11 protein-coding genes are annotated in these 12,215 nt (G+C 71.7%); 4 read left to right on the forward strand and 7 right to left on the reverse strand.

The genetic code is table 11. From position 1 onward, the window contains the following. Positions 1-41: 41 nt before the first annotated feature. The 7 genes from galE to ACFWYM_RS36515 are packed head-to-tail and all read right to left on the reverse strand — an operon-like array spanning position 42 to position 8,933. Positions 42-1,001 (reverse strand): UDP-glucose 4-epimerase GalE, encoded by a 960-nt coding sequence (gene galE / locus ACFWYM_RS36485; RefSeq protein WP_384847079.1) that lies wholly within the window; start codon positions 999-1,001, stop codon positions 42-44. Between the two features lie 55 nt (positions 1,002-1,056). Next, on the reverse strand, positions 1,057-2,238 hold the full coding sequence (locus ACFWYM_RS36490; RefSeq protein ID WP_384847081.1) for a hypothetical protein: 1,182 nt from the start codon (positions 2,236-2,238) through the stop codon (positions 1,057-1,059). Between the two features lie 9 nt (positions 2,239-2,247). Beyond that, a complete protein-coding gene (locus ACFWYM_RS36495; protein ID WP_384847083.1) occupies positions 2,248-3,048 on the reverse strand; it encodes a glycosyltransferase family 32 protein in 801 nt (266 codons plus the stop codon). Beyond that, positions 3,045-4,319, reverse strand: coding sequence for an MFS transporter (locus tag ACFWYM_RS36500; protein WP_384847085.1), 1,275 nt, complete (start codon positions 4,317-4,319; stop codon positions 3,045-3,047). Before ACFWYM_RS36500 ends, ACFWYM_RS36495 begins: the two co-directional genes overlap by 4 nt. A gap of 28 nt (positions 4,320-4,347) precedes the next feature. Then, positions 4,348-6,381, reverse strand: coding sequence for a DUF5107 domain-containing protein (locus tag ACFWYM_RS36505; RefSeq protein ID WP_384847087.1), 2,034 nt, complete (start codon positions 6,379-6,381; stop codon positions 4,348-4,350). Between the two features lie 21 nt (positions 6,382-6,402). Further along, on the reverse strand, positions 6,403-7,974 hold the full coding sequence (locus ACFWYM_RS36510; protein WP_384847089.1) for an FAD-binding oxidoreductase: 1,572 nt from the start codon (positions 7,972-7,974) through the stop codon (positions 6,403-6,405). Between the two features lie 50 nt (positions 7,975-8,024). Then, entirely contained in the window at positions 8,025-8,933 is a 909-nt protein-coding gene (locus tag ACFWYM_RS36515) for a TauD/TfdA dioxygenase family protein (RefSeq protein ID WP_384847091.1), read from the reverse strand. A 243-nt stretch (positions 8,934-9,176) separates the two neighbouring features. Between ACFWYM_RS36515 and ACFWYM_RS36520 the strand changes: the two genes are divergently transcribed. From ACFWYM_RS36520 to ACFWYM_RS36535, 4 genes are read left to right on the forward strand one after another with little or no spacing between them, the layout of a single operon-like run. Then, on the forward strand, positions 9,177-9,641 hold the full coding sequence (locus tag ACFWYM_RS36520; RefSeq protein WP_384847093.1) for an NUDIX hydrolase: 465 nt from the start codon (positions 9,177-9,179) through the stop codon (positions 9,639-9,641). Next, positions 9,638-10,492, forward strand: a complete 855-nt coding sequence (locus ACFWYM_RS36525; RefSeq protein ID WP_384847095.1) for a protein phosphatase 2C domain-containing protein — start codon at positions 9,638-9,640, stop codon at positions 10,490-10,492. Before ACFWYM_RS36520 ends, ACFWYM_RS36525 begins: the two co-directional genes overlap by 4 nt. Positions 10,493-10,533: 41 nt before the next feature. Further along, positions 10,534-11,601 carry a glycosyltransferase family 2 protein gene (locus tag ACFWYM_RS36530; RefSeq protein ID WP_384847097.1) on the forward strand — a complete coding sequence of 356 codons (1,068 nt, stop codon included), beginning with the start codon at positions 10,534-10,536 and terminating at the stop codon, positions 11,599-11,601. A 49-nt stretch (positions 11,602-11,650) separates the two neighbouring features. Then, a complete protein-coding gene (locus ACFWYM_RS36535; RefSeq protein ID WP_384847099.1) occupies positions 11,651-12,178 on the forward strand; it encodes a GNAT family N-acetyltransferase in 528 nt (175 codons plus the stop codon). The last annotated feature ends 37 nt before the right edge of the window (positions 12,179-12,215 follow it).

Here is a 12,215-nt window from a genome sequence, read left to right on the forward strand (position 1 = left end):
AGGGCGCCGCCCAACGGCACAGGGCCGGGCACGCGGTGTCGTCATGAGGCGCGGCCCGCCCATGCGGAAGCGACCATGTCGCGTACGTCCAGCTTCGCCCGCCAGCCGATCTCCTCGGCGGCGCGGTCGGCGGCGGCGACGACGCGGGCCGGGTCGCCGGGGCGGCGGTCCATGATCGCGGGGGGTGTGGCGTACCCGGTCTCCTGGTTGATGACGTCGACCATCTCACGGACCGAAACACCCTCGCCGCGGCCGATGTTGAGGGTGAGGTCGGTGCCGGGTGCCGCGCCGCTCAGGCGTTGCGCGGTGGCCACGTGGGCCTCGGCCAGGTCCGCCACGTGGATGTAGTCGCGCACGCACGTGCCGTCGGGGGTGGGGTAGTCGGCGCCGAAGATCTGCGGCGCCTCGCCCGCCGAGAGCCTCTCGAAGACCATCGGGACGAGGTTGCAGAGCCCGGTGTCGGCGAGCTCCGGGGTGGCCGCGCCCGCCACGTTGAAGTAGCGCAGGGACGCGGTGCGCAGCCCGGTGGCCCGGCCCGTCGCCCGGACCAGCCACTCGCCCGCGAGCTTCGTCTCGCCGTAGGGGCTCATCGGCATGCAGGGGGCGTCCTCGGTGACGAGGTCGACGTCGGGTACGCCGTAGACGGCGGCGGAGGAGGAGAACACGAAGGAGTGCACTCCCGCCGCCGTCGCCGCTTCGAGGAGCACCCGCAGGCCCTCCACGTTCTCGCGGTAGTAGCGCAGCGGCTGCTCGACCGACTCGCCCACCTGCTTCTTCGCCGCGAGGTGGATGACGCCGGTGACGGCGTGCGCGGTGAGCGTACGGTCCAGCAGGGCGCGGTCGAGCGTCGATCCGACGGTCAACTCGACGCCGGACGGCACCCGTTCCCGTATGCCGGTGGACAAGTCGTCATAGACGACGGCCTGTTCGCCCGCCGCGCGCAGCGCGTGTGCCACGTGCGCGCCGATGTAGCCGGCCCCGCCGGTGATCAGCCAGGTCATGTCGGTCAGGTCCCCTCGTCGTCACCAGTGCGGTCGGATGTCGTGCGGCGCCCGGTCAGCGGCCGGCGAGGGACGGCTCGCCGGGCTCGGCGCCGTGCGCCGTGGGCTCCTTGGAGATGAGCAGGCAGCCCACGCTGGCGAGCGCGGCCGCGACGAAGCTCGCGGTGAACGGCCCGGTGCCGCCGTCGGACAGCGTGAAGGCGGCGAGCAGCGCCCCCCATACGGCGATGTTCGCCAGGTCGCCCGCTATCTCCAGGCTCATGATGTAGTTGGGCCCTCTGCGGCGGGCATGGCCGTAGTAGATGCTGGTCCACGACGTCTGCTGGTACGACGCCGCGGCCTGGAGCGCGCCGCCCAGGCCGGCGATGGCCACCGGGGTGGTGACCACCATCCGCAGGCAGTTGAGCAGGCCGGTGGCCACGGAGCCTTCCCGAAGGACCCGGCGTCCCTTGCGGTCGCCGCGCTTTCCGGCGACGAACATCAGGGCCAGCGAGATGAGTTCGGCGCCGAAGACGACCCAGCCGAGCGTGGCGAAGCTGCCGAGTGTGAGGGCCAGGTGGACGGGCCACACGGTGGAGAAGACCGTCGCGTTGACGTTGAACGAGAAGTTCGCGACGGAGTCGCGCAGCGGGGCGTGCCGCAGGCTGTAGCGGATGACGCGGACGCGCTGGTGTCCGCCGCCGATCCGGTCGAGCCGGCGGGCCGGCCAGGCGGCGCACAGGGCCAGGGCCGCGGCCAGGCAGAGGGTGAGGACCTGGCCGCCGGTCGCCATGGCGAGGCCGCCCGCGAGCGGCGCGAGCAGCCCGACGGCACCTTGCAGGATGGTCATGACGGCGATGTCGCGCCCTTTGCGCTCCGGCGCCAGCACCCGCGAGACGTGCAGATGCTCCGAGTTCCACAGGAACGAGTTCGTCAGGGCCAGGGAGACGGCTCCCGCGTGGACCGCGAGGTCACCGCTGCCGCTCACGTAGGCCGTCAGGCTCATGAGGTGGAGCAGCGAGAAGGCGATCGCCGCCTGCATGCCCAGCTGCACGCCGAACCGGTTGATCAGCAGCATGCTCGGGTAGTTGACCGCCAGTTTCGCCGTCGCGTACACGAGGTAGAACGCGCACACCTGCCACAGCCGAGCGCCGCGGGTGAGCATGATGAGCGGGATGAAGACGTTGACGAGCCCGAGGGATGCCTGGCGCAGGACACGGCTCACCGTGATGGCGCGCAGCTCTCGATGCAGGAACACGGCTCGCCCCTAGATGTATTGCTGCGCGAGGACGCAGAAGCGGGAGCTGCCTTCCTTGATGCGCTGCGGGGTCAGGTCGGCGAGGTGATCGCGCCAGGCCAGGGTCTCCCACAGGTGGTGGCAGTAGGCGCCGGGGTAGGCGCCGGTGTCGTCATCGGTGAACAGCTGTTGGAGGTCCGCCTGCCGCCAGGACGGCCAGAAGAAGCTGCGCCAGCCCTCGACGGTGACCTCGTCCGGGTACAGGCGGGCGAGGTGAGCCGGGTACTGGACCGACATCTCGTCCCACAGCTCGTCGCGCCCGGTGGACCGGAAGCCGCTCCACAGGGAGGTCGCCGGATCGAATCCGTCGAGCCAGCGCCGCAGGAACGGGGCCTGTGGGCGCGCCAGGATCACCGCGTTGCACAGCCCGTCGACGGACAGCCGGCCGTCGACGAAGGCGGCCTGTTCGCCGAGTACGACGTCCGCCTCCCGCAGTTCGTGGAAGGGGCGGACGCACAGGATGTCCATGTCCAGGTAGATGCCGCCGTGTTCCAGGAGCTTCTCGAGGCGGACCACGTCGGACTGGTGCGCCGGATGGCGCAGGGGCACACCGCCGATGCTGGTCGGCGGCTGGACCCGTACCGGTGTCACGTGTTCGAGGGCGCGCTCCCACCACTCCCCCGACGGTTCGTGCGCGTAGTAGAGGAAGACGCGGTCCGGGTCGTTGACGGCGACCATCGACCTGAGGCAGACGTAGTGCACGAGCGAGAACGGTTTGCCGCCGAAGTCGGGTGAGAAGCCGAAGGTGAGGTGGATGACGTTCGGGATCACGGGGCTGCCTCGTTTCTTCCGGGGCTGGCTGATTCGGCCGGTGACGGCGTCACCGGGGCCCGGGCGCGGGCGGCCCCGTCGGACCCGGCCCCGGGGAGGTTGCGCACCGAGGGGATGAGGAGCAGCGCTGCCAGGCATGCGGTCCCCAACACGCCTGCTGCGATGAGCACTTGGGTGTCTCCGAGCGCCCCGCCGACCGGCCCGGCGGCGGCCCGGCCCGCCGGGACCATCAGCATCGTCCCGGTGATCTCGTAGGCGGAGACGCGGTTGAGCACGGCGGCGGGAACGTTGGCCTGGATGGCGGCCGACCACATGACGCCCCAGTAGGCGCGGCCCGCGCCGGCCAGGAGCATCGATGCGCCGAGCACCGGGATCGGCGCCCCCACGGCGATGAGGACGAGCGTGGGCATCCACGCCATGCTGGTGATCGTGCCGATGAGCAGCGGGCGGCGCGGTGAGGTGCGCAGGCCGGCGAATCCGCCGATCACGGCGCCCACGCCGAACACGGCTTGCAGCATCCCGAACGTCGTGGCGCCGCGGTCCTCGATGAGCACGGTGGTGCCGAGCACCAGGTACGGTCCCGACACGACGATCCCGACGCAGCAGGTGACACCGACCACGGACACCAGCCAGGGCCTGGCCCGGAATTCCTGCCAGCCCTCCTTGAGGTTCGAGCCCATGGTGAGCCTGGAGTGCGCCGGGGGGCGCAGCGGCAGGCGCAGGAGCAGGATGAGCACACAGCTGACGAGGTAGCTGGTGGCGTCCACCGCGATCACCACGGCGGGGTCGAGGAACGCGAGCAGCAGGCCGGCCAGGGCCGGGCCGGCCATGGTGACCATCGACTCGCTGATCCGCAGCGTCGCGTACGCCTCGCGGACCCGGCCGCGGGCGATCTCCGGCACCATGCCTTTGGATCCCGGTTCGAACATGGCCCCGGCCGCGCCGGTGACCGCCTGCAGCGCGATGATCCGCCACAGCGTCGGCTGGCCGCCGGCGAACTCGGCGGCGAGCAGGCCCATCGACACCACCCGGGTCGCGTCCGCGGCCACGAGCACGGGTTTGGGCCGCAGGTGGTCGGCGAGGACCCCGCCGACCAGCATCAGTGCGACGAACGGCAGCAGGTGCGCCGCCAGGACGAACCCGACGCCGCTCGCGCCGTATCCGGCGGCCAGCACCCCCGCGGCGAGCCCGACCGGCAGCATCATGTCGCCGAGCTGGGAGGTGGCCCTGGCGGACACATACAGCGTCAGGTTGTACGAACCAGCCTTCATGAGTACGGCTCCCTGGGTGCCCGCCGGATCAGCGCGCGACGGCGACGGTCCCGGCCGCTCGGCCGTGGAGCCGCTCCCGCATCGCGTCGTCGGTGGCCAGCGGGTTCCAGCGGAAGTTGTACGCGTCGGGCAGCGGCCGCTCGGGGTGGGTGAGGAACCACAGCTGCTCCAGGAGCGTCTCGGACGAGCGCAGCGTGGGCAGTTCGAAGGTGTCCGCCGGGTCCGCGAGGAGCGCCTCGCCCTCGGTGTGGTCGCCGAGGAGCCCGGCCGCGATCGCGTGCTGCAGCCGTAGCCGCGGGTGTTCCAGCAGGGCGGGGTCCATGGCGTCCAGCAGGCGCAGGCACCGCGCGGGTTCGTCGGCGTCCCGCAGCATGGCGACGGCCTCGATGGCGAGGTGCACGGAGTCCGGCGCGGCGTGGCATGCCTGTTCCATGGTGCGCAGCGCCTCGGTCTCGTTCCCCCGTGCCTGGTGGACCAGGGCGAGGGCGCGCAGCGTCCACGGCGTCACGTCGTGGGTGAGCGAGCGGAGGTAGTGGGTGTGCGCGGTGTCGAGGTCGTGCTCCGCGTGGGCGAGGGCGCCGAGCATGTACTGGGTGAGCCAGCTCTGCGGCGCGTTCTCCAGGCGGTCGCGCCAGTCCGTGCCGGTGACGTACGAGAGGGGGGCGCTCGCCGGGTCGAGGCGGGGCAGTTCACCGGTGCGCAGGAGGGTGAGCCACGGTGCCTGCTCGGCGCCGAGGGTCACGTCGTCGAAGGGCGTGCCGGTGAGCGGGGGCCAGTCCGCCGCGCGTGCGGCGGCCCATCGGCGCTCCAGGGCGCCCCAGCCGCTGCCGCGGCTGTGGTACTCCTTGGGCGCGCGGTCCGCCACGGAGCTCAACTCCCGGTGTGCACGGTCCAGTTGGTCTGCGCTGACCAGGGCGTCCAGGTGGCTCTCGACGGCGTCGACGGCGGTCGGCCAGGCGCCGTGGACGAGGGCGGGCGACACTTGGAGCAGTCCGTATGCCTCTGTCCAGGCGCAGGTCTGCTTCGGGCCGACGGCGACGTTCTCGTACTGCGTCGTGGTCAGCCCCGCCTGGAATTCGCAGTAGCCCTGCGGGGCGTCGCCGCTCAGCCAGGTCTGCCAGTGCCGGCATCCCTCGGTGCGCCCCCAGGCGAAGGTCTTCCGGCCGCGCAGCGTCGATGTGGACGCCTGTGCGAGGCCGGAGCCGCGCTCGTCGAGTGCGGCGATCCACGGGCGGTCGGAGGGCACTTCGCAGTAGTTCTCGGTCGAGTAGTCGGACCGGGCCGGGTAGCTGTGGTCCACGCCGTCGCGGTCCGGGTAGGGGACGGGCTTGAGTGTCCGGTCGAGCGCCGTCCAGTACGAGCGGTGGGCGTGGCTGATCAGCCGTACCCCCGCCGACTCGGGGACGGCGGCGTTGGCCCAGAAGTACGTCGGCGCGGTCTCGTCGCCCGGGTTGACGATGCGGCCGTGCACATAGAGCACGTCGGAGCCCGGCGGCAGCCAGGCGGTGATGCTGAAGACGGTGCCGTGCAGCCGGTCGAGCTCCCACATCCGCAGCATGGGTGATCCGTCGGGTCCGGTGACGGTCGCGCTGTGCAGGGGGGCGTGGGTCGTCGGCGAGTGGCCGTGGGTTCCCACGTTCCATTCGATGCCGCCGGCGAACCACGCGTTGGCGATCCCGAAGTTGGCGGGCTGGAGCACGCGGTTGGAGTAGAGGAGGTCGCGGCCGGTCGGCTTGTGGAGCAGGGACCACAGGCGCCCGCCGAGGCCCGGCACGAACGTCGCTCGCAGCACCTCGTTCTCCAGGACGACCGTGGCGATCCGGCCCGGCCGGCGCTCCCGCCCGTACGCGTCCTTGACCAGGTACGGCATCGCGGTCTTCAGCGTGCCGTACGCGGCACCCGCCCTGATGTGCTCGGGCAGGTCGGAGCCCGTCAGGTCGACCGGCACCTCCATGAAGCCCTGCATCGGCGGGAGCGGATTCGGTGCGCCCAGGCTCGCCACGGGCAGGGACAGTTCACCTGCGGAGAGCACACAGCCGTTGTCGAGGTCGACTCGCGTCATCGTGAAGGTCCATTCGTGGGGTCAGGGGGTGCCGGGGGTCTCGGGGAGGCGTATGGACTGGCTGTGGCGGAAGGTGTCGCGGGGGTCGTAGCGTCCCTTGATCTCTTGCAGGCGTGGGTAGTTGTCCTTGTAGTAGAGGGCGTGCCAGGGCGTGGCCGAGGTGTTGTACGCGGGGTCGCCGAGGTCGATGTCGGGGTAGTTGATGAAGCAGCCGTCGGTGGTGTCGTCGGGGACGGGGACGCCGCCGGTCGCGGCGAACACTCCGTGGTAGGACTCGCGGATCCAGGCGAGGCAGGCGGCTTCGTCGGCGGGGTCGGTCCACCAGATCATCCAGGCAGCCTTGAAGACGGCTTCGCGGTGGGCGCTGGCGGTGGCGGCGTTGTCGACGGCGGAGACCTGGCCGCCGAAGGAGCTGAGCATGACGGAGGCGGTGGGGTTGCCGAGGTCTTCGCGGGAGAGGTGCTGGTAGAGGGCGGCGAGGTGGGTGTCGGTGAAGGTGTCGCGCAGGTAGGCGGACTTGAAGTCGCCTTTCTGCGTGGGGTCGTTGGCGTTGGCGTTGCCGGTGCCGAAGTAGCGGGTGGCTTGCAGCCAGGGCATCCGGCGCGGCGGTGCGAGGTCGGGCATGGGGGCGAATTCGCCGAGGGTGGTGCGGGCGGGTTCGTGGGGGATGTCGACGCCGTCGGTGAGGGCCTCGAGGAAGTCGTGGAGGAGGTTCTCCGCGTCGGGGCGGTCGGCGTCGACCTGGGTGATGAGGCCGATGGCTCCGGCCGAGCGGTGGTTGAGGGAGAAGAGGCTGCAGAGTGCGGTGTGGGGGCTGTCGGGGCTGCTGTGCTTCTTGTGCCAGGCGCCGTAGTTGTGCACGAGTCGGGTGAAGGACCGTTCGTCGAGGGCGTCCCAGGGCCAGGAGACGGCGCTGAGGAGTACCTCGGCGGGTGGTTGCGGCAGGAGCGTGGTGGGGTCGTCGCCGGTGGCGTCGGGTGAGCGGAACCAGTAGCGGGTGACGACGCCGAAGTTGCCGCCGCCGGCGCCGGTGTGGGCCCACCACAGGTCGTGGTGGGGGTCGTTCGGCTCGCGGGTGGCGTGGATGGTGCGGGTGGTGCCGTCCGCGTCGACGACGACGGCTTCCACCGCATACAGGTGGTCCACGATCAGGCCGTCGCGGCGGCAGAGCATGCCCCAGCCGCCGCCCGCCACGTGGCCGCCCGCGCCGACCTGGTAGCAGGTGCCGCCGGGGACGGTGACTCCCCAGGTGCGGTAGAGGAGTTCGTAGACGTCGATGAGGTGGGCGCCGGGTTCCACGGCGAAGGCGCGCTGTGCGGGGTCGTAGAAGACGCGGTTCATCCGGGTCATGTCGATGACGACGTCGACGTCGGGGTGGAAGGTGAACTCCTCCCAGCAGTGGCCGCCGCTGCGGACGGTGAGGCGTTTGCCGCGCGCGACGGCCTGTTCGACGACGTGGGCCACCTGGGCGGCGGTCTCGACGAGGTGGACCGCGTCGGGTGTGGACACGTATCGCTGGTTCCAGCCCCGGACCAGGTCGGGGTAGCGCCGGTCGGCCGGGGTGACCGTGACGGGTTCGGTGGTGGCTGTCACCGGTGTGGGACCTTGCGGCATGGCCGGCCTTTCGGGGGTGGTGGCGGGGTTCAGGCGGAGCCGTCGCTGTAGGCGGAGGTGTCGCCGCGCAGTGCGGTGCCGGGGCGGCCGTCGACGCCGACGGGGACGGGGCCCGCGACGGTGACGCGTTCGCCGCGGCGCAGTGCGGTGCCGTAGTCGTAGACGGCGTAGTGCTGGGTGGACTGGTTGTCCCAGATGGCCAGGTCGCCGACCTGCCACTGCCAGCGCACCGTCTGTTCGGGCTTGGTGACGTACTCCTGGAGGGTGCGCAGGAGGTCGCGGCCCGACTGGGGCCCGTATCCGACGACGCGGCGGGCGAAGCCGCCGAGCAGCAGCGAGCGCTCCCCGGTGTCGGGGTGCACACGGACCGCGGGGTGCTCGGCCTCGTAGGGCTGGGAGACGTAGTGGTCCTGGTCGCCGTCGGCGGCGCGGTGGGCGTATGTGTCGTCGGTGAAGTCGCAGTCATTGCTGTGCACGACGCGCAGGCGGTCGGCCAGGGCGCGCAGTTCCTCGGGCAGGCTCGCGTAGGCGGAGGCGGTGTTGGCCCAGATGGTGTCGCCGCCGACCGGCGGGAGGATCTTGGAGTGCAGCAGGGCGTAGGCGGGCGGGCGCTCGATGAAGGTGAGGTCGGTGTGCCAGTGGTTGGCGCGGGTGCCCTGGCGTGAGTCCATCTCCCGCATGTGCGGGCGGCCCTCGGGCGCGTCGTAGATGGGGTGGCCGAGCGTCAGCGGGCCGAGGCGCCGCGCGAATTCGACCTGTTGGGGATAGTCGAGGGTCTGCCCGCGCAGGAACACGACCTTGTGGTCGTGGAGCGCCTGGCGGACCTCGGCCACGACCTCGTCCGGGAGCGGACCGCTCGTGTCCACGCCGCTGATCTCGGCACCGACGTTGCCCGTCAGGGGCCTCACGCGGACGTCGAATGCAAGCAGTGTCGTCATGGGGCGTGCCTTTCTGACCGCGGGGACGTGGCGCTGCTGCGCCGGGGTGTCGGGCCGGCGGGTGCGCCGTACGACCCCCTCCAGATTGCCTTGGTTGGCAATTTTTGACAATAGTGTCACGCAGCTCGGCATAGCAAGGGAAAATCTATTGCCATGAGGTTGGTCACTCAGGCAAGCTGTGTGGTGGCATGAGGGCCGTGTGCCCGGGCCGACCGGCGAATCTGACGTGAACGGAGCCCCTCTGTGGACTACATCAAGGAAATGCGGACCCTGGTCGGCCCCCGGCCGATGCTCCTGCCGGGCACGCTGGTCATCGTCACCGACGAGCAGCGGCGCATCCTGCTGATCCATCGGGCCGACACGGGCGAATGGGCCCTGCCGGGCGGGTACATGGAGCCGGGCGAGACCTTCCTCGACACGGGCGTGCGCGAGGTGCGCGAGGAGACCGGACTCTCCGTGTTCGACCCGCAGATGATCGGCGTCTGGTCGGGCCCGGACTACTTCTTCGAATATCCCAACGGGGACCAGGTCTTCAAGGTCACCGCGGTGTACGTCGCGCAGAGCGCGGGCGGGATGCCGCACCCGGACCTCGACGAGGCCCTGGACGCGCGGTTCTTCGATCCGTTCGCCCTGCCGGAGAACCTGTTCGACCAGGAACGCGCCTTCATCGAGGCGTACTTGGACACCGCGACCGCGCTGAGTCGATGACGTATCCGCAGGTCTCCTTCGCCACCGCGGCCGGTTCGGCGTTCGGCGGCGCGGACGCCCCCGCAGCGGGGCGGGCCAATGAGGACTGGGCCGGTGCGCTCCCGCACGCGGTGGCCGTGCTCGACGGCGCGGGTGTGCCGCCCGGCGTGGACACCGGCTGCACGCACGGCGCCGCCTGGTACGCCGCCGAACTGGGGCGGCGCCTGCTCACCCGGATCGGCGCGGACCACGGCGTCCCGCTGCCCGACGCGCTCGCCGACGCCATCGCCGAACTGGCCGCGGACCACGGGCTCACCTGCGACATCGGCCACCCGGGCACCCCGTCCGCGACCGTGGCCGTCGTGCGCTTCCGCGAACACCTGGTGGACTACCTGGTGCTCTCGGACGCGACCGTGCTGCTGGACGACGGCCACCGCGTCGAGGCCGTCTGCGACCGGCGCAACAGCGAGATCTCCCCCGAGCTCAGCGAGACGAGCCGACGGCACGTCCCCGGGGAGCCCGAGCACGAGCGGGCACTGCGGCACGCCATCACCGTGGTGCGCGAACACCGCAACCGCCCGGGCGGGTTCTGGATCGCCGACACCGACCCGGCCGCCGCGCACCACGCCCTCACCGGCTCCCGCCCCCGCTCCGCCCTGCGCCGCGTCGCCCTCCTGAGCGACGGGGTGACCCGCCTGGTCGAGATGTTCGGCGTGGCCCGCTGGCCGGACCTGCTCGACCTCGCCGAACGCGCGGGCCCCCGGGCCCTGATCGAGGAGGTCCGCACATGGGAGAACCAGGACCGCCGCGCGGCACGCTGGCCCCGTATCAAGATCCACGACGACGCCACCGCCGCGCTCTGCCTTCCGTAGTCCACCAGGCCACGTGCCCGGCGTCCCCCTCTGGAGGAAACATGACCGTCCGGCCGACCATCGGCGTGATCATCCCGGCCTGTGACGCGGCCGAGTACATCGACCAGGCCCTTGCCTCGGTGGCGGCCCAGCGGCAACCGGTCGACGAGGTCGTCGTGTACGACGACGGCTCGAGCGACAACACCGGTGCCCTGGCCGCCCGTTGGGCGCGCGTCCTGCCGATGACCGTCATCAGGTCGGAGACGCGCCGCGGCATCTGGCACGCCCGGCAGCGCGCGATCGCCGCGCTGGAGTCCGACGTGGTGATGCAGCTGGACGCGGACGACTTCCTGCTCCCCCACCACGTCGCGACGATGTGCGCGGCGTATCTGGAGCACCCCGGGCTCATCAGCCCGCGCCCGCTGGTGTGGAACGGAGTGGGCCCCTGGCGGGAGTCGGCGTACCGCAAGAACGCCCTGCCCCAGCCCGGCGACCAGCTGGAGCAGCTGCTCGTCCAGAACTACGTGGTGGTCGGCGGGATGTACAGCAAGAAGCTGTATGCCGAGGCGGGCGGCTATCAGTCCATCGACTTCTGCGAGGACTGGGACCTGTGGCTGCGGATGGTCGCGGCCGGCGCCTCGGTCCACAAGCCGCAGCAGGCCACGTATGTGTACCGGGTCCGGGAGAACAGCGTGGCCGGGCTGATGGACCGTCAGGCGGCGGAGTCCGGCGTGCTCACCAAGTTCCTGGCCGGGTGCGAGCAGCCGCGCTACCGGCGCGCCGCGAAGATCTCGCTGCTGCAGCGGATCGGGGCGCGGCACATCGCCGGGCTGCCCGAGGCCGCGCCGGACGCCGCGCAGCGGCGCGTGCTCGACCGCCTCGGCCTGCCCGCGGAGCGGGTCCGCTCCCTGCGGCACGACCCCGATCTGGGCCTGTTCGCAGAGGTCCCCGACGACGGTGCGGCGGGCGCGTCCGGTGCGGTGTGGACCGTGGTGGACGTGGAGGCGGGCGAGGTCGTGGTGCGCGGCCGCCTCGTGGGCGAGGCCCTGGCCGTCGACCACATCGGCAACGAGTCGCTGGTGCTGAAGCGTTCGTCGCTGCGCGACATGTCCACGGCGCAGGGGGTGTGACGGCGTGCCGGACGTTACCCCCGCGCCCTCGACCGGGCAGGCTCCCGGCATGGATCCCGTGACCCTGAAGACCGCGCGCCTGCTCCTTCGGCCCTTCGCCCCGTCCGACGCCGACGCCGTGTACGCGGCCTGCCAGGACGCGGACATCCAGCACTACACGCCGGTGCCCTCGCCGTTCCGGCGCGAGGACGCCGAGAAGTACGTCAACGAGACCGCCCCGCAGGGCTGGTCCACGGACCGCGACTACATCCTCGGCGCGTTCCGCCGGAGCGACGGGGCCCTGGTCGGGTCGTTCTGCCTGACCAGACTCTCCGAGGGGGTCTACGAGTTGGGCTACTGGGCGGCCAAGGAGCAGCGCGGGCAGGGGTATTCGGCCGAGGCCGCGCAGGCCCTGTGCGACTGGGGCTTCAGCGCGCTGCCGGCGCACCGCCTCGAGTGGTGGGCGATGGTCGGCAACACGGCGTCGCGCGCGCTCGCCGAGAAGCTCGGCTTCGAGGTGGAAGGCACGCTGCGCCAGCGCAGCCTCATGCACGGCACACCGCGCGACTGGTGGGTGGGCGGGCTGCTGCGGCCCTGAGCGAGGTGTCGTGCAGGACGGGTCCCGGGCGGCGACG

Source organism: Streptomyces sp. NPDC059009, from assembly GCF_042740175.1.
In the GTDB taxonomy this organism is placed as follows: domain Bacteria; phylum Actinomycetota; class Actinomycetes; order Streptomycetales; family Streptomycetaceae; genus Streptomyces.